The 17,041-nt window shown below is 72.8% G+C and carries 19 protein-coding genes; 11 read left to right on the plus strand and 8 right to left on the minus strand.

Going from position 1 to position 17,041, the window contains the following annotated elements; translation table 11 throughout:
* Positions 1-66: 66 nt before the first annotated feature.
* Together ACYVOM_RS35145 and ACYVOM_RS35150 are read right to left on the minus strand one after the other, a co-directional pair.
* Positions 67-708 (minus strand): response regulator, encoded by a 642-nt coding sequence (locus tag ACYVOM_RS35145; protein WP_460307904.1) that lies wholly within the window; start codon positions 706-708, stop codon positions 67-69.
* A gap of 22 nt (positions 709-730) precedes the next feature.
* Complete coding sequence (locus tag ACYVOM_RS35150; protein WP_460307905.1) at positions 731-1,903, minus strand: sensor histidine kinase; 1,173 nt, start codon at positions 1,901-1,903, stop codon at positions 731-733.
* Positions 1,904-2,078: 175 nt separating this feature from the next.
* On the opposite strand from ACYVOM_RS35150, the gene ACYVOM_RS35155 reads away from it, so the two are divergent.
* Positions 2,079-2,582, plus strand: a complete 504-nt coding sequence (locus ACYVOM_RS35155; protein WP_460307906.1) for a GtrA domain-containing protein — start codon at positions 2,079-2,081, stop codon at positions 2,580-2,582.
* Positions 2,583-2,652: 70 nt separating this feature from the next.
* On the opposite strand, the gene ACYVOM_RS35160 is transcribed toward ACYVOM_RS35155, so the two are convergent.
* Together ACYVOM_RS35160 and ACYVOM_RS35165 are read right to left on the minus strand one after the other, a co-directional pair.
* On the minus strand, positions 2,653-3,948 hold the full coding sequence (locus tag ACYVOM_RS35160) for a helix-turn-helix domain-containing protein (RefSeq protein WP_460307907.1): 1,296 nt from the start codon (positions 3,946-3,948) through the stop codon (positions 2,653-2,655).
* A gap of 169 nt (positions 3,949-4,117) precedes the next feature.
* Positions 4,118-5,647, minus strand: coding sequence for a PucR family transcriptional regulator (locus tag ACYVOM_RS35165; RefSeq protein WP_460307908.1), 1,530 nt, complete (start codon positions 5,645-5,647; stop codon positions 4,118-4,120).
* Positions 5,648-5,679: 32 nt separating this feature from the next.
* Between ACYVOM_RS35165 and ACYVOM_RS35170 the strand changes: the two genes are divergently transcribed.
* From ACYVOM_RS35170 to ACYVOM_RS35190, 5 genes are all read left to right on the plus strand, one after another.
* Entirely contained in the window at positions 5,680-5,982 is a 303-nt protein-coding gene (locus ACYVOM_RS35170; RefSeq protein ID WP_460307909.1) for a hydroxyisourate hydrolase, read from the plus strand.
* 34 nt (positions 5,983-6,016) lie between these two features.
* Positions 6,017-7,414, plus strand: coding sequence for an NCS2 family permease (locus ACYVOM_RS35175; RefSeq protein WP_460307910.1), 1,398 nt, complete (start codon positions 6,017-6,019; stop codon positions 7,412-7,414).
* A gap of 81 nt (positions 7,415-7,495) precedes the next feature.
* Positions 7,496-8,626: a glycerate kinase gene (locus ACYVOM_RS35180; protein WP_460307911.1), complete on the plus strand. Its 1,131-nt coding sequence runs from the start codon at positions 7,496-7,498 to the stop codon at positions 8,624-8,626.
* 206 nt (positions 8,627-8,832) lie between these two features.
* Positions 8,833-9,969, plus strand: coding sequence for an alanine dehydrogenase (gene ald / locus ACYVOM_RS35185; RefSeq protein ID WP_460307912.1), 1,137 nt, complete (start codon positions 8,833-8,835; stop codon positions 9,967-9,969).
* Positions 9,970-9,999: 30 nt separating this feature from the next.
* Positions 10,000-10,587, plus strand: a complete 588-nt coding sequence (locus tag ACYVOM_RS35190; RefSeq protein ID WP_460307913.1) for a histidine phosphatase family protein — start codon at positions 10,000-10,002, stop codon at positions 10,585-10,587.
* A gap of 25 nt (positions 10,588-10,612) precedes the next feature.
* Here ACYVOM_RS35190 and ACYVOM_RS35195 read toward each other — a convergent pair whose 3' ends face one another.
* Complete coding sequence (locus ACYVOM_RS35195; RefSeq protein WP_460307914.1) at positions 10,613-10,813, minus strand: heavy-metal-associated domain-containing protein; 201 nt, start codon at positions 10,811-10,813, stop codon at positions 10,613-10,615.
* Between the two features lie 165 nt (positions 10,814-10,978).
* Here ACYVOM_RS35195 and ACYVOM_RS35200 point away from each other — a divergent pair, with 165 nt between their 5' ends.
* Entirely contained in the window at positions 10,979-11,263 is a 285-nt protein-coding gene (locus ACYVOM_RS35200) for a metal-sensitive transcriptional regulator (protein WP_460307915.1), read from the plus strand.
* On the opposite strand, the gene ACYVOM_RS35205 is transcribed toward ACYVOM_RS35200, so the two are convergent.
* From ACYVOM_RS35205 to cutA, 3 genes are all read right to left on the minus strand, one after another.
* Positions 11,247-12,074 carry an oxygenase MpaB family protein gene (locus ACYVOM_RS35205; protein WP_460307916.1) on the minus strand — a complete coding sequence of 276 codons (828 nt, stop codon included), beginning with the start codon at positions 12,072-12,074 and terminating at the stop codon, positions 11,247-11,249. The two genes, ACYVOM_RS35200 and ACYVOM_RS35205, sit on opposite strands and share 17 nt — an antisense overlap.
* Before the next feature lie 100 nt (positions 12,075-12,174).
* Positions 12,175-12,564 (minus strand): hypothetical protein, encoded by a 390-nt coding sequence (locus tag ACYVOM_RS35210; protein ID WP_460307917.1) that lies wholly within the window; start codon positions 12,562-12,564, stop codon positions 12,175-12,177.
* On the minus strand, positions 12,561-12,944 hold the full coding sequence (cutA, locus tag ACYVOM_RS35215; RefSeq protein WP_460307918.1) for a divalent-cation tolerance protein CutA: 384 nt from the start codon (positions 12,942-12,944) through the stop codon (positions 12,561-12,563). Before cutA ends, ACYVOM_RS35210 begins: the two co-directional genes overlap by 4 nt.
* A gap of 129 nt (positions 12,945-13,073) precedes the next feature.
* On the opposite strand from cutA, the gene ACYVOM_RS35220 reads away from it, so the two are divergent.
* From ACYVOM_RS35220 to ACYVOM_RS35235, 4 genes are read left to right on the plus strand one after another with little or no spacing between them, the layout of a single operon-like run.
* Positions 13,074-13,856: an NUDIX hydrolase gene (locus ACYVOM_RS35220; RefSeq protein WP_460307919.1), complete on the plus strand. Its 783-nt coding sequence runs from the start codon at positions 13,074-13,076 to the stop codon at positions 13,854-13,856.
* Positions 13,853-14,818, plus strand: coding sequence for a molecular chaperone DnaJ (locus tag ACYVOM_RS35225; RefSeq protein WP_460307920.1), 966 nt, complete (start codon positions 13,853-13,855; stop codon positions 14,816-14,818). The genes ACYVOM_RS35220 and ACYVOM_RS35225 overlap by 4 nt, the downstream gene beginning before the upstream one ends.
* 25 nt (positions 14,819-14,843) lie before the next feature.
* Positions 14,844-15,809 carry a hypothetical protein gene (locus ACYVOM_RS35230; RefSeq protein ID WP_460307921.1) on the plus strand — a complete coding sequence of 322 codons (966 nt, stop codon included), beginning with the start codon at positions 14,844-14,846 and terminating at the stop codon, positions 15,807-15,809.
* Positions 15,806-17,026, plus strand: coding sequence for an adenylosuccinate synthetase (locus tag ACYVOM_RS35235; protein WP_460307922.1), 1,221 nt, complete (start codon positions 15,806-15,808; stop codon positions 17,024-17,026). The genes ACYVOM_RS35230 and ACYVOM_RS35235 overlap by 4 nt, the downstream gene beginning before the upstream one ends.
* Positions 17,027-17,041: the final 15 nt, after the last annotated feature.

A 17,041-nucleotide genomic window follows, 5' to 3' on the forward strand; every position in this document is an offset into this window, starting at 1 on the left:
GACCAATGCGACTAACAACACATTTTGCGGACACCGCCTGGCCGCCCCGCCGTCACCGCCAGGACGTCAACGGGGCTGGATGTAGGACGTCTCGTAGGCCAGGATCACGGCCTGGGTGCGGTCTCGGGCGCCGAGTTTGGCGAGGAGGTTGCCGACGTGGGTCTTGATGGTCTGGAGGCTGAGGAAGAGCGTGTCGGCGATCTCGGCGTTGGACAGGCCCGTGGCCATGAGGCGGAGCACTTCGGCCTCGCGTTCGGTGAGGTCGCCGTGCCAGCGGGCGCGGACCGGGGAGGTGCGCTGGGCGGCGAGCGCGCGGATGGCGGCGGGGAACAGCAGCATGTCCCCCTGCACGACGAGCCTGATCGCCTGGAGGATCTCCTCGGGCCGGGAGCGCTTGAGCAGGAAGCCGCTCGCGCCGACGCGCAGCGCGTCGTAGACGTAGTCGTCGTTCTCGAAGGTCGTCAGGACGAGGATCTTGGGCGGGTCGGGCTGCTCGGCGAGGATCGTCCGGGTGGCCTCGAGGCCGTCCGCGCCGGGCATCCGCACGTCCATGAGCACGACGTCGGGGGCGAGCCTGGCCGACTCGCGGCACGCCTCGACGCCGTCGCCCGCCTCGCCGACCACGGTGAGGTCGGGTTCGGCGCCGACGATGGCGGCGAGCCCGGCGCGGATCAGTCGCTCGTCGTCGACGATGAGCACGGAGGTCATGCGGTTCCCTTCGGGAGCGGGGTCATGCGGTTCCCTTCGGGAGCGGAATGGAGGCGGCGAGGCGCCAGCGGCCGTCGCGCGCGCCGGCGCTGAGCCCGCCGGCCAGCACGCCGACGCGTTCGCGCAGTCCGGCCAGGCCCCGCCCGCCGGTCTCCCTGCCGTGCGTGCGCGCCCCCATCGGATTGCACAGTTCGAGGTCGAGGACGCCGGGCCGGGCGCTGAGCCGCAGGTCCACCGGGACGCGCCCGGCGTGCTTCGCCACGTTCGTCAGGCCCTCCTGGACGATCCGGTAGGCCTCCCGGGAGACGGCCGCGGGCAGCCGGTCCAGATCGCCGTCGCACGAGACGCTCACGTCCAGGCCGGTCTTCGTCAGGAGGTCGTCGAGATCGCGAAGGGTGCGCTGCGGGGCTCGGGCCGTCTCCTCCTCGCGGAGGAGGCCGAGCACGTGGTCGAGGTCCTCCAGCGCGGTCCGCGCCGACTCCTCGATGGCCTTGAGCGCCTGGCGCGCGAAGTCCGGGTCGCGGTCGAGCACCCGTTCGGCCGCCGCGGACTGCACGGTGACGATGCTGAGGGCGTGGCCGACGGAGTCGTGCAGCTCCCGGGCCAGCCGCGTCCGCTCCACCTGCACCGAGGCCCTGCGCTCGGCGGCCTCCAGCCGCTCCTGCGGCGTCGGGCCGAGCGCCCGTTCGGCGACGCGCGCCGCGACGTGGCCGGTGAGGACGACCCCGTAGAGGAAGGCGGGGATCACGAGGAAGCCGAGCAGCGACGGCCAGACCGGGGCGTCGTCGGCCAGCAGTGGCCGGATCAGGCCGTAGCCGATCGCGGGCGGCACGCAGATCGTCGCGGTGCAGGCGATCGCCCCGCAGAACAGGTGCCCGACGAACCAGAGCGCGGCCCGTATCCGGGCGGCCCAGCGGTCGGAGACTCCCGCGACCAGCGGCGCGCCGAGCAGTTCGGCGGCGACGGCGGCCTCCAGTTTGCGCACCACCGGCAGGAGCCCGAGGCCGCTCATGAGGACGAGACCCGACCCGAAGGTCACCGCGATGGCGCCGGCCTCGGTGTCCAGGAGGGCGCCGGCGGTGCCCCCGACGAAGGCGACGACGACCGCCGCCGGAGCGCACAGGAGCCCCCCGAGCAGCAGGAAGGTCCATCTGCGCCAGGTCACGCCGGCGAAGAGGGGGCGGAGCGGTCTCACACCTTCATCGTGCCAGTGCGGGGCCCTGGATCGTCTCACTCTCAGGTGCCATACGGATCTCCTTCTCACGCGGGAGTGACGAAAGAGACAAGAAACGGTTGTATCTGAAGCACTAGGTCAAGGCTATGGTGAGCAGAACGTTAAAAGTGTCAGCGACTGTCGATAGCGTGGGATCATGAGCGTAGGGAACCCCCCCGGGGCCGAACGGCCCTTTCTAGGTCAGACCGGGCCGGCGACGCCGGGTCCGGTCCGCTCCTTCGTGCTCTTCGTGGTGCTGGGCGGCGGAGTGACCGTCCTGTCCAGCCTCGTCCTCTCCCTGTTCGGCGTGATCAGCGACGTGCCCGCACAGCTCGTCGCCATCAACGCCCTGATCACGGTGGCGGGCACGGTCCTGTCGACCGAGCTGCACCGCAAGATCACCTTCCGCAGCGGCCGGCGTGGGCTGCGGATGCACGCCGAGTCGGCGGTGACGGCCTTCGGGGCGTTCGCGGCGACGTCCGTGGCGATGGTCGTGCTGCGCGCCCTCCACCCGAACCCGAGCGTCCTGCTCGACCAGAGCGTCTACCTCGTGGCGTCCGGCGTCGCGGGGACCGTCCGCTTCATCGTCCTGCGGCTCATGGTCTTCTCCAAGCGGCTCGGCGGCATGGACGACCGCGACACGGTCGCCCTCGCCGCCTGACCCCGGCACGACGAAGCCCGGCCCCTCGGGGGACCGGGCTTCTTCCGTTCTCGGCGATCTTCGGCGACCGTCAGAGGCCCACGCAGGTCAGGGCGCGGCGGTAGGCGTCGCGGCGCTGCCCTTCCTCGCCCGTCTCCCCCAGCAGCTCGGCGAGGTCGAACCAGGCCTGGGCGGCGTCGCGGGTGGACTCCATCTCCTCAAGGCAGGTCGCGGCCTTGGTCAGGAACGTCAGCGCCTCGCCGCGCCGACCCAGCCGCACGTGCGCCTCGCCCAGGACCGTCAGCGCCCAGGCCGAGGAGCGGCGGGGCTCCTCGCCCAGCAGCGCGAGCGCCTGTCCGGCCAGCTCGACCGCCTCGGCCGGGCGGCCCAGCATCGTCTCGGCGCGGGCCAGCTCCGTCAGGCACCAGGCGGTGTCGACCTCTCCCGCGGCGTTGCCCTCGATCTCGGCGCGGGCCTGCACGAGCACCTCGCGCGCGCGCGAGGCCTCCGACGGGCGGGCGCGCAGGAGCAGCGAGGCGTAGGCGAGCTTCAGTCGGGACAGGTTGCGGGCGTCCTCGTCCTCGCCCAGAAGGCTCAGCGCCCGCTCGGCCTGGGCGACGCCGCGCTCGTACTCGCCGCGCATCTCGGCGACGTAGGCGGCCTCCCAGTAGGCGGCGATCCTGGCCTGGACGGTGCCGATCCGCTCGGCTCGGGAGATCAGCTCGTCGGCGAGCTGCCCCGCGCGCACGAGGTCGCCGCGCTCGATGCAGCAGCCGAGCAGGGTCGCGCCCAGGTGCACCGCGGCGTCGGTGAACTCCCCGCCCGCGATCGCCAGGCGGCGCAGCGCCTCCTCGGCCACCTGGACGCCCGCGCTGGTGTCGCCGCGCTCGCGCAGACAGCGGCTGAGCGCCACGTGCGCCCGGGTCCAGTGGTCGCGGTCGTACTCCAGGGACGCCCCGGAAGCGATCTCGCGCAGGGCCGCGATGGCCTCTTCCAGCGCGCCGCCTGCCTCCAGCGCCAGCGCGTGGCCCCAGCGGGCCTGCTTGAGCATGTCGGGCAGGGCGAGGGCGTCGGAGTGCGCGAGCACCTCGGCGAAGCGGTCGCGCGCCTCGGCGGCTGCGCCGTTCTGCAGGGCGATCTCGGCGTACTCCAGGGTGACCCGCAGCTCGTCGACGATGTCCTCGCTGACTCCGCTGACGAGGTAGGTGGCCGAGCAGTTGAGCTTGCGGGCGAGCAGTTCGATGACGCTCGGCGCGGGGACCCGCTTGTCGCTCTCGATCAGTGAGATGTAGCTGTCCGACAGTTCGGGAAAAGCCAGCTGCGCCTGGCTGACGCCCAGCTTGATCCGGAGATTCCTGATCCGGTCTCCCAGAGTCTCTTGACTCACTGCCGCCCGCTCCTCTTAGCTTCCAGTCATGAACCGTAAGCGCACAGTCATCGCCGCTCTGGCGATCTTGGGAGTCTGCGGACTCCTTCTGGCACCCTCGACCGCCCATGCCACGCCCCATGGGATCGGCCCGCGCGTGCATTGTTGCTGATTCGGGCGGGGTCCGCCCTTACATCGCACGAAGTGCCAGGAAAAAGTCCACTCTGTCCTCCAAAGTCGACAGGTCCCGGCCCGTCAGCTCCTCCACCCGCCGGATCCGGTACCGCAGGGTGTTGACGTGCAGGTGCAGGGCCGCCGCGCACCTGTTCCACGAGCCCGAGTGGTCGAGGAAGGCCGCGAGGGTGGCGACGAGATCGGAGTTGTGCTCGTCGTCGTAGTCCTGGAGCGGGCGCAGCAGCCGGTCGCGGAACGAGCGGCGCACCCCGTCGGGCACGGTGGCGAGCAGGAGCGCGTGGGAGTGGATCTCGTCGCTGGTCACCACGTGGGCGCGCCCGGCCCGGCGGGCCGCCGCGAGCCGCCTGGTGTGCCTGGCCTCCTCCACCGCGCCCCGCAGCATCGACGGACCGGTCGCCGGGCCGCTCACGCCCACGGTGAGCCGCTCGCGGACCAGCCCGGCCTCCAGCAGCGCGACGGACTCCCGGAGGCGCTCCACCAGCCTCTGAACGCCGTCCTCGGCGCGCACCACCGTCACCGCCTCCCCCTCGACGGCGGTCACCGCGGTCGCCTCGGGCATCAGCTCCCGCAGCACCTCGACGCCCTCGGCGGCGTCCGCCGTCCCGTCCCCGAGCGCGCAGGCGACCGCGACGAACGGGCGCACCGGATCCAGCCCGCAGGTCCGCATCCGCGCGCCGATCTCGGCGGGCTCGGTCAGGGCGGGGTCGAGCAGTTCGCCCAGCAGCCTCCGCTCGACCTTGTGGCCCTCCTCCAGCCTGGCCCGCTCCAGCGCGGCCAGGGCCGCGAGCTCGTGGGCCGACTCGCGCGCCTCCTCCGGCAGGTCGGCCAGCTCCCCCTCGCAGGCCAGGAACCAGCCCGCGACGCGGTGCGCGGCCCGGCTGTTGATCGGCAGCAGCGTCCGCGGCCCCTCCGGCCCGCCCGAGACGACCTGCGGGAGCCGGACCGCGGTGAGGTACTCGGCGGCGAGGCGCCGGGCGTCCGGCGGGTCCTGGCCGGGGCCGACGACGACCCGCCCGGTGGGCGACAGCACCCAGCAGGCCCGGCCCAGCTCGGCCTGGGTGACCTTGAAGACCGATTCCAGCCCCGAGCCCTCGGCGACCGACGCGATGAGCCGCCGGTGCCGTCCGAGCACCGTGGCCAGGCCCGCGGCGCGCTCGGTGGTGAGCCGCCGGGTCACCAGCTCGCTGATCGTGCCGAACGACAGCTCCCGGGAGACCTCCAGCAGCGGCAGCCCGCGCCGCGCGCAGGCCTCGCGCACCCGCGCGGGCACCTCCTCGTGCACCGACAGCCCGACGCCCAGCGCCGTCGCCCCGGCGTCGACGAGATCGTCCACGAGGGCCTCGGGCCGCTCGCGCAGCTGCGGCCCGATCAGCCCGGTGAGCACCAGCTCGTTTCCCGAGAGGTAGCGGCCGGTCTCCACCAGCTCGGTGAGGTACACCCAGCGGATCGGCCGGTCGAGCGCATGCTCGCCGGACACCAGCACGAGCCCCAGCTCGCCCATCTCCAACAGGTCCCTCAATCGCACAGCGCAAGGCTAACGGGCGGGAGGATGAGGGTATGAGCATCACGATCAAGGTGGTCGACACCGTCCAGGGCAAGCCGGCGAGCCAGGTCCCGGCCCGGCTCGACGCCTACGACGGCACGACCTGGAGCCCCGTCGGCGAGGACGTCACGGACCCTTCCGGCCGGATCTCCTTCGACGCCCCGGGCGACGGCCCCCTGCGGGCGCGGCTAGGGGTGGGCCAGTACTTCCGGAGCGCGTTTCCCGAGGTTCAGGTGATCTTCGATCCGTCGGCGGGAAGGAGTCTTCATGTGCACATCGCACCCCACGCGTATACGGCGACGGTCGTAGCGGAATAATCCCGGATGAAAATCTCGGCGTAGGAGGATCTGCATGGCCGCGGCCGGTCTCGATGGTTTCTTTCAGGTGTCGGCCCGCGGCAGCACGATGCCCCGCGAGCTGCGCGGCGGCGTCACCACGTTCGTCGCGATGGCCTACATCCTCCTGCTGAACCCGATCATCCTCGGCGGCGCGTCCGACGTCACCGGCGCCCAGCTGTCAGTGCCGCAGCTCACCGCGATGACCGCGCTGTCGGCCGCCATCGGCACGTTGTTCATGGGCCTCGTGGGCAACGCGCCGATGGCGGTCGCGGCGGGCCTCGGCATCAACGCGGTCGTGGCCTACCAGGCGGCCCCGCAGATGCTGTGGAGCCAGGCCATGGGCCTGGTCGTCCTCGAAGGCGTCATCATCATCCTGCTCGCCGTCACCGGCGTGCGGGAGCTGATCATGAACGCGATCCCGCTGGCGCTCAAGTACGCCATCACCGCGGGCATCGGCGCGTTCATCGCCCTCATCGGCATGGTCGACGCGGGCTTCATCAGCGGAGGCGGTGGAACGGTCCTGTCCCTCGGACCCGGCGGCGCGGGGCGGCTCACCGGCTGGCCGATCGTCATCTTCGGCTTCACGCTCGTGCTCATGGTCGCCCTGTACGTCCGGCGCACCCCGGGCGCGATCCTCATCGCGATCGTCTCGGGCACGGTGCTCACGATGATCATCAACGCCTTCGCCGACATCAAGGACGAGTCCTGGGGCCTCGTCGTGCCGAAGCTGCCCGAGGGCGTCCTCGGCCTGCCCGACTTCAGCCTGTTCGGCCAGGTCGACCTGTTCGGCGGCTTCGGCCGGGCCGGCTTCATCACCGCGCTCGTCGTGCTGTTCACCCTGGTCCTCTCGGGCTTCTTCGACGCCATGGGCACGATCGTCGGCCTGAGCGAGGAGGCCGGGACCGTCACCGAAGAAGGCAAGGTGCCGGGCCTCGGCCGGATCCTCACCATCGACGGCGTCACCGCCGCGCTCGGCGGCGTCACCAGCTCCTCGGCCAACACCGTGTTCGCCGAGTCCGCCGCCGGCATCGGCGAGGGCGCGCGGACGGGCCTGGCCAACATCGTCACCGGCCTGCTGTTCACCCTCGCGCTGTTCTTCACCCCGCTGGCCTCGCTGGTCCCCGCGCAGGCCGCCGCGCCCGCGCTCATCGTGGTCGGCGCGCTGATGATGAGCCAGGTCGGCAAGATCGACTGGCGCGACCCGGAGATGGTGATCCCGTCCTTCATCACCATCGTGTCGATGCCGTTCACCTACTCGATCACGAACGGCATCGGGCTCGGCGTGATCGCCTTCACCGTCGCCCGCACCGCACTCGGCCGCAGGGTGGCCTGGCCGCTGTGGGCGATCTCCGCGGTCTTCCTCGTCTACTTCTTCCTCGACCCGCTCCAGAGGCTCTTCGGTATCGGGTAGGACACTCTGGCCCTGAGGACACTTGCGTCCGGCTTGAATGGACCGATCCCCTTAGAAGATCCGCCAGGAAGGCACGACGAGGTGGCTTCACCCACCGGGCACGTTCTCATCGCCCCGGACAAGTTCAAAGGCTCACTGACCGCCTCGCAGGTCGCCCGGCACGTCGCCGCCGGGCTGGCCAGGCACCGCCCCGGCGTCCCCGTGACCACGCTGCCCGTCGCCGACGGCGGCGAGGGCACCGTGGAGGCCGCGGTGACCGCCGGGTTCACCCCCCACCGCACCGAGGTCCGCGGCCCCACCGGGCAGCCCGTCCAGGCGTGCTACGCCGTGCGGGGCGACCTCGCGGTCGTCGAGCTCGCCCAGGCCGCAGGCCTGGACCTGCTGCCCGAAGGCAGACCCCAGCCCATGACCGCGACCAGCGCCGGGACGGGCGAGCTGATCCTCGCCGCGGTCCGCGGCGGCGCGCGGCGCGTGGTGCTCGGCCTCGGCGGCAGCGCCTGCACCGACGGCGGCGCGGGCATGATCACCGCGCTCGGCGGCCGGCTCCTCGACGCCAAGGGCGTCCCGCTGCCGCCCGGCGGAGCCGCCCTGCGCGGCCTGCACGCACTCGACCTGCGCGGGCTCGCCGACCTCGGCGGCGTCGAGATCGTCGTCGCCTCCGACGTCGACAACCCGCTGCTCGGCAAGCAGGGCGCCGCCGCGGTGTACGCGCCGCAGAAGGGCGCGACCCGCGAGGGCGTCCAGGTGCTGGAGGCGGGCCTGCGCCGGTGGGCCGACCTCGCCGAGGCCGCCACCCGCGCGCCGTCGCGCGACAGGCCGGGCGCCGGAGCCGCGGGCGGGGTCGGGTTCGCGGCCATGGCGTTCCTCGGCGCCCGCGTCGAGCCCGGCATCTCCTACCTGCTCGACCTGCTCGGGTTCACCGAGGCGCTGAGCGGCGCCCGGCTGGTGATCACCGGGGAGGGCAGCCTCGACCCGCAGACCCTGCGCGGCAAGGCGCCCGTCGGGGTGGCCCGGGCGGCGGCCCGCGCGGGCGTGCCCGTCGTGGCGGTCGCCGGACGGCGCAGCCTCACCGGCGAGCAGCTCCGCCGCGCCCGCATCAGCGCCGCCTACGCCCTCGGCGACATCGAGAGCGACCCCGAGCGCTGCATGCGGGCGGCCGGACCGCTCCTGGAGGAGCTGACGTTCGCCATCGCCGAAGAGTGGCTGCGCTGACGGGACACCCACCCCGGAAAGCCGAGAATTCCCACGAGGCGACTCCTTTACGGCGGGATCGCCCGCAAACGCTGACCTGGGCTGACACCTTGTCAGGAAGAAGCGCCGCGCCCCTACACAGTGACGATGTCCCCGCCCGCCCTTCCGGCCGCACCCTGGAGGTGGTGGGCGACGGCACGGCGCCGTGTGCCACCGGGAAGGACACTGTGTCGGGCAGCGGAGCGGGCGGCGTCCAGGTGGGCGTGCCCCGCGAGATCAAGGACCACGAGTACCGGGTGGCGATCACGCCCGCGGGGGCGCACGAGCTCGTCAGGCACGGGCACGAGGTCCGCGTCGAGACGGGCGCGGGCCTCGGCTCGTCGATCACCGACGAGGAGTACCTGCACGCCGGGGCCAAGATCGTCGACACCGCCGCCGAGGCGTGGGCGGCCGACCTCGTCCTGAAGGTCAAGGAGCCCGTCGAGGCCGAGTACGGGCGGATGCGCCGCGGCCAGGTCCTGTTCACCTACCTGCACCTGGCCGCCTCGCGCGCCTGCACCGACGCGCTCCTCGCCGCGGGCGTCACCGCGATCGCCTACGAGACGGTGCAGCTCCCGAACGGGTCGCTGCCGCTGCTCGCGCCCATGTCGGAGGTGGCCGGGAGGCTCGCCCCGCAGGTCGGCGCGCAGTGCCTGCTGCGGCAGGAGGGCGGGCGCGGGGTCCTGCCGGGAGGCGTCCCCGGAGTCTCCCCGGCGAAGGTCCTCGTCATCGGCGGGGGCGTGTCCGGGCTGAACGCCGCGCAGATCGCCGCGGGCATGGGGGCCGATGTCACGATCATGGACGTGAACATGGACCGGCTCCGCCGCATCGACGAGGTCCACCAGGGGCGGATCACCACCCTGATGTCGTCGGCCTACGAGATCGAAAGGCAGGCGCTCAAGGCCGACCTGGTGATCGGGGCGGTCCTCATCCCGGGCGCCAAGGCCCCGACCCTGATCTCCGACGCCCTCGTCGCCCGGATGACGCCCGGCTCCGTCCTCGTCGACATCGCCATCGACCAGGGCGGCTGCTTCGAGGACTCCCGGCCGACCACGCACACCGACCCGACCTATCCCGTCCACGGGTCGGTGTTCTACTGCGTCGCGAACATGCCGGGGGCCGTGCCGAACACCTCGACGCGAGCTCTCACCAACGTCACCCTCCCCTACGCGCTCGCGCTGGCCGACAAGGGCTGGGAGCGGGCCCTGCGCGACGATCCGGCGCTCGCGCTCGGCCTCAACACCCATGCCGGAGCCCTCACCCACGAGAAGGTCGCCCAGGCGCACGGACTCGGCTTCACTCCCACCGCCCAGGTGCTGGCCTGACCTGCGGCGGCCGCGCGTAGCATGATCGGTATGGGCGAACTGGTCATTCTGCGGCACGGCGAGACCGAATGGAGCCGGACCCGCAAGCACACCGGCAGGACCGACATCCCGCTGACCCCGCGGGGCGAGGAGCAGGCCAAGGCCCTCGCCCCCTGGGTGGCCCGGCGCGACATCGCCGTCGCCTTCTGCTCGCCCGCCGCGCGCGCACGACGGACCGCCGAACTGGCCGGGGTGCCCTCCCCGGAGATCGAACCCGACCTCTGGGAGTGGGACTACGGCGGCTACGAAGGCCGCACCACCGCCGAGATCGGCCGGGACCTGCCCGGCTGGTGGATCTGGAAGGACGGCGTCGTGCCCGGCGCGACCCCCGGCGAGACCGTCGAGGCCGTGGGCGACCGGTGCGACCTGGTGATCGCCAGGGCCAGGGGGCACCTGGCCGAAGGCGACGTGGCGCTGGTCGCGCACGGGCACGTCCTGCGGATCCTCACCGCGCGGTGGCTGGGCCTGCCCGCGCGCGACGGACGGCTCTTCGCCCTGGACACCGGCACCGCGAGCACCCTCGGCTTCGAACACGGCCGCGAGGTCATCACGTCCTGGAACATCCCACCGTCCGCCTAAGGCCGCCCGCCGTACGGGCGTCTTGTCAGACGACGGCGTAGCCGGCCTCTTCGACGGCGGCGCGGACGGCGTCGTCGGTGAAGCCGTCGCCGGAGACCGTCACCAGTCCGCCCGCGAGGTCGACGGCCACCTCGGTGACGCCGGCGACCTCGCCGACCTCCTCGGTGACCGAGGCCTGGCAGTGGCCGCAGGTCATGCCCTGGACGGTGTAGGTGCGCTGGGTCATCCCGATCATCCTCCGTGCCGCCGGCAGATGGAACACCTACCGGGTAGGGGTATGCGAATCCGGGTCGAGCATACCCCTGAGGGGTTGGGTAGGCTGGAGCACCCCGCCCCCGACGCCGGCCTCCGCGCCCCTCCCTCCGGCGCCCCCGACACGTAGAGGACCGCCATGACCACGCGCGGCTACACCGCCACCAAGGACGACCTCCAGGCGCGGCTGCGGCGGATCGAGGGCCAGGTGCGCGGAATCGAGCGCATGGTCGCCGACGACCGCTACTGCATCGACGTCCTCACCCAGATCAGCGCGGTGCAGGCGGCCCTCGACAAGGTGGCGCTCGGCCTTCTCGACGGGCACGTGCGGCACTGCGTCACCGAGGGCGCGCACGAGGGCAAGTCCGAGGAGATGTCCACCGAGCTGATGGCCGCGGTGGGCAGGCTCATGCGGCGGGGTTGAGGGAGTCCCTCGTCAGCCCGTGGGCCCGCTTGGCGTCGGGGCCGTAGCGCAGGCCCGGCGGCACCAGGTGGGTCGTCCGGTACAGGCCCTTGAGGGCGAGGGTCGTCGCGAGGTCCGTGGTCGGCAGGCCCGGCAGGCCGTACATGCGGCGGGCCCAGCGCGGAAGGGTCGAGACGGTGAGGGCCGCGATGCCGGGGGCGGCGAGCTTCAGCGGCAGGTAGGGCGACGGCACCGGCGGGTTGAACAGCCTGCGCAGGCCCTCCTTGGCCTCGTCGCAGGCGAACAGGTGCGGGCGCATCCCCTCGTAGTAGTCGGCCATCTCCGCGACGGAGGCGGGCACCCCGGCCGGGTCGAGGCCGACGACGGCGGCGGACCTGCGCTGCTCGTCGACGAAGCGGTCGCGGTCGGCCTTGGTGAGCGGGATCCCGGCGCGGCGGGCGATGTCGAGGTAGGAGTCCACCTCGCCCATGTGCACCCACAGCAGGTTCTCGGGGTCGTCGACGGGGAAGGTCTCGCCGGTCCGCGGGTCGACCCCGCTGAGGCGCGAGTGCAGGTTCCGGATACGCCGGCCGATCCGCTCGACCTCGTCCGTCGGCTCCCAGGTCCGGATCCGGACGAACTCGATCGTCCGCCCGAGCCGCGCCCACGCCGCGTCCTTGTCCATGAGGTCCGAGTTCTGGGCGGTCCCCCACATCGAGTGCGGGTGCAGCGCCTGGAGCAGCAGCGCCCGGAACCCGCCGACGGCCAGCACCGGCTCGGCCATCACCCGCCACGTCACCGACCCGGGCCCGAACATCCCGTGATCCGCCACGTCCCCTCCTCAGAGTGACCCAGCTCATATACCCGCATATGTCACCGTACGCCCGCCTCGGCAAACACCAACCCTTTGCCGGTTCCGAGGTTTGGACGGGTCAGGCGCGTGCGAAGCGCAGCGCGGTCCACGCCGGGGCGATCTCCCAGGTGTGCTCGCCGGTGGTGAGGGCGTGGCCGTGGGCCTCGGCGCGGACGGCGTCCTCGGCGAGGGGGCCGTTCGCGGGCCAGGCCAGGCAGAGGGTGCCGGACGGGGCAAGGACCGTGGCCACCTCGGGAAGGACCTCCTCCAGGGCGGGCAGGTCGGCGCAGAAGGCGACGACGACGTTCCAGGAGGGCTCGCCGGCGCCCGGGCCCGGCGTGCCGGGCAGGGCGGAGGTGAGCAGGACGTCGGCGGGCAGCTCGCCGAGGTCGAAGGCGGCGGGCGCACCGACCAGGAGCACCCGGGAGTGCGCCACGACGCCGAGGGCGCGCGCCAGGTGCCCGGTCACTCGACGATCTCCAGGTCGTCCTCGTCGGCGGCCTCCAGGAGTTCCTCGTCCTCGTCGTCGTCGCCGGTCTGCTCGGCGACCCAGGCGAGGTAGTCGGCACTTCCCGCGGTGATCGCGGTGGCGATGATCTCGGGCGTCTCGTAGGAGTGCCGCTCGGCGATCAGCTGCGCGAGCTGCGGAAACGTGTCCGCGGTGGTCTTGAAGACCACCATGTACTCCTCGGCGGTCTCGATCTCCCCTTCCCACCAGTAGGTGCTGGAGATCGGGCCCACGACCTGGGCGCACGCCGCGAGCCGCTCGGCCACGGCCGCCGTGGCCAGTTCACCCGCCTCCGCGCGCTCGTCCGTCGTGGTGGTCACCTGCACATACGCCTGCGCCATCGAGGGCTCCTCCCGCTGCCTTGATCGTAACAACTGGACACGGTGCGCGGGGTGCGTTATGTTGTACTCATATCGAGAAGAACTCACTTCGAGAATGACACCTCTGAGACCGATGAACCGGGAGCCACCGTGACGGAAGAAGCCTTCCTCGCCGACTACGACCCCTCGCGCTACCCCGCGGTGGCCGTCACCGTCGACGTCGTGGCGCTGACCATCCGGGACGGCGTCCTGCACGTCCTGCTCGTCGAGCGCGGTGAGGCTCCCTTCAAGGGCCGCTGGGCGCTGCCGGGCGGGTTCGTCAAGGTCGGCGAGGAGAACCTGGACCAGGCGGCGGCGCGGGAGCTGGCCGAGGAGACCGGCCTGCGGTCGCCCGGCCGGGTCCACCTGGAGCAGCTCGCCTCCTACGGCGACCCCGGACGCGACCCGCGCATGCCGATCGTCTCGGTCGCCTACCTCGCGTTCGGCCCCGAGATGCCCGACCCGCGCGCGGGCAGCGACGCCTCGGACGCCGCCTGGACTCCCGTCGCCTCCCTCGGGCTGACGGCCTCGGGCGCGCAGCCTCCGGGCGCCACCCGGCGGCTCGCCTTCGACCACGCGCGCATCCTGTCCGACGGCCTTGAGCGCGCGCGCGGCAAGCTCGAATACACCCCGCTGGCCACGGCCTTCCTACCGGAGACGTTCACGATCCCCGAGCTGCGCGCCGTCTACGAGTGCGTCTGGGACGAGTCCCTGCACGCCGGCAACTTCCACCGCAAGGTGCTGTCGGTCCCCGGCTTCATCGAGGGCACCGGCGACACCACCGCGTCCGGCGGCCGCAAGGGCGGGCCGCGCGCCCGCCTCTACCGCGCCGGAGACGCCAGGCTCCTCCACCCCGCCCTGCTGCGGCCCGCTTCGGAAGAGGACATCAGATGACGCGCGAGGAGGCCGTCGCGCTGCTCGACCGGCCCGCCGCCGAGATCTTCGGGGCCGACGAGCGCGAGGCGCAGCGCCGCTACCGCCGGCTGGCGCGGCTGCTGCACCCCGACACGGGCGCGGACCCCGCCGCGTTCGCCCGGCTGACCGACAAGTGGCGCGCCCACACGGGCGGGACCGTCCTCACCACCCGGCGCGGCGCCTACCGCGTCGGCGCGCGGATCGCCCGCGGGGACGTCGCCGACCTCTTCGCCCTCACCGGCGAGGACGGGACCGAGGCGCTGCTCAAACTGCCGCGCGACCCGGCCGACGGCGACCTCATGGACCGCGAGGCGAGCGCGCTCAGGCGGCTCGCCGAGCAGGGCGATCCCCGGTACCTGCCCTACGTGCCCAGGCTCGTCGAGAGCATCCGGCACGACGGCAGGCGTGGCGCGATCCTCTCGCGCCACGAGGGCTTCCACACCCTCGCCGAGGTGGCCGCGGCCCGGCCCGGCGGACTCGACCCGCGCGACGCCGCCTGGATGTGGCGCAGGCTCCTGGTCGCCCTCGGGTTCGCGCACCGCGCCGGGGTCGTGCACGGGGCCGTGCTGCCCGGGCACGTCATGATCCATCCGGAGCTGCACGGGCTCGTCCTGGTCGGCTGGGGCCAGTCCGTCACCGACCCGCCCGGCCGGATCCCGCTCGTCGTGGACGCCTGGGCGTCGCTCTACCCGCCCGAGATCACCGGCCCGCCCAAGGCGGAGGAGCCCGGTACCCCCGCCTTCGACCTCTTCATGGCGACCCGCTGCATGACGCACCTGATGGGCCCACTGGCCCCCGCGCCGATGCGCGCCTTCGCCCGCGGCTGCACGAACCCGTCGCCGCACCGCAGGCCGGACGACGCCTGGGCGCTGCTCGGCGAGTTCGACGAACTGCTGGAACGCCTCTACGGGCCGCGCGTCTTCCGGCCCTTCACCCTCTGATCCCCCACACGAAAGGACCCCCGACATGGGAAGCGGAACCTGGTCGACCAACGTCTACGACGCCGCCGCGAGCTACCGCAAGGCCACCGGCAAGAGCGCCTTCGCGCACAGCGACTCCGGCGCCCGGCACGTCCACGACGCCCTCAACCCCCTCGACGTCGCCTTCCGGGAGAGCCGGGACGGCGACGACCACCCCGAGTCGCTCGCCATCGCCGTCCTCTTCGACGTCACCGGCTCGATGCGCACCGTCCCGCGGGCGCTGCAGACGAAGCTGCCGAACCTGCTGGGGCTGCTCCAGCGCAAGGGCTACGTGGCCGACCCGCAGATCCTCTTCGGCGCGATCGGCGACGCCACCTGCGACCGCGCCCCGCTCCAGGTCGGCCAGTTCGAGTCCGACAACCGGATGGACGACGACCTCGGCCGCATCCTGCTGGAAGGCGGAGGCGGCGGCCAGATGACCGAGTCGTACGAGCTCGCGCTGTACTTCATGGCCCGGCACACCGCGGCGGACTGCTGGGACAAGCGCCGCAAGCGCGGCTACCTGTTCCTCATGGGCGACGAGCTCGCTTACGCCAAGGTGAAGAAGACCGAGGTCAAGCGGATCATCGGCGACGACCTCAAGGCCGACATCCCGGTGGCGGACATAGTCCGCGAACTCACCGAGAAGTGGGATGTGTACTACATCATCCCGGCCGGGACGTTCCACGGCGACGACCCGAAGCTCACCGAGTTCTGGCGCGGACTGCTCGGCCAGAACGTGCTGTTCCTGGATGATCTGAACGCCGTGTGCGAGACCGTCGCGCTGACGATCGGGCTCGCCGAGGACGCGATCGACCTGCACGAGGGGCTCGACCACCTCGCCGAGGTCGGCTCGACCGCGGGCGCGGCCGTGTCGCGGGCGCTCGCGCCGCTCGACCGGGGCGCCGTCGCCCGGACCAGCGCCCCGCTGGACCTCGGCGACGACGTGCCGCGCGGGACGACCCGGCTGTGAGCGACGGGCATGTGATCGTCGCCGACCTCGGGTACGGCGACGCCGGCAAGGGCACCGTCGTGGACTGGCTGTGCGCCCGGGAGGGCGCGCGGCCGGTCCGCGCGGTGGTCCGGTTCAACGGCGGCGCGCAGGCCGCCCACAACGTGGTGACGCCGGACGGGCGGCACCACACCTTCGCGCAGTTCGGGTCCGGCACCTTCACCCCCGGCGTGCGGACCCACCTGTCGCGGTTCATGATGGTCGACCCCCTGGCGCTCGCCGCCGAAGCCGACCACCTGCGCGCGGTGGGCGTCCCGGACGCGCTGGACAGACTGACCGTCGAGGGAGACGCCCTGCTCACCACGCCGTACCACCGCGCCGCCAACCGGGCCAGGGAGCTGGCCCGCGGCGCGGCCCGGCACGGCTCGTGCGGCATGGGCGTGGGCGAGACCGCCCGGTACGCGCTGGAGCACCCGGACGCGCCGCGCGTGGCCGACTGCCTGTCACCCGCCCGGCTCAGGCGGTCGCTGACGGCGCTGCGCGCGCGGGTCCTGGAAGAGTTCCCCTCGGCCGAGGTTCCTCCGGTCGACGACTGCGCGGCGGCCTTGACCGCCTTCGCTTCGGCCGTCGAGATCGTCGGCGATCCCCACCTGCGCAGTCTGCTGGCCGAAGGTCCCGTGGTGTTCGAGGGCGCGCAGGGCGTCCTGCTGGACGAGCTCCACGGCTTCCACCCCTACACGACCTGGTCGACGACCACCTTCGCGAACGCCCTGGAACTCCTGGACGGAGCGGACGCCTTGCGCCTCGGCGTCGTCCGCAAGTACGCGACCCGCCACGGCTACGGCCCCTTCGTCACCGAAGACCGCGACCTGTCCTTCCCGGAGCCGCACAACACCGCCGCCACCTGGCAGGGCGCGTTCCGCTGCGGCCACTTCGACGCCGTCGCCCTGCGCTACGCCCTCCGCGCCTCCGGCGGCGCCGACGTCCTGGCCGTCACCCACGCCGACGCCGCCGACGTCCGACTCTGCACCGCCTACGAGAACTACGCCGAGCTCCCCCTGCACGCCGACCTGACGGCCCAGGAGTCCCTGACCGGCGCCCTCCTCACCGAGCGCCCCGTCTACACCGGCAAGATCTCCTCCCCCGCCGACGCGGCCGCCGCCCTCGGCCTCCCGCTGGCGCTGGAGTCTCACGGCCCGACCGCGCGTGAGAAGCGACAGATCGAAACCGCCCTTTAGTATCCGGACGGCCTA

This window comes from Actinocorallia aurea, from assembly GCF_054783995.1.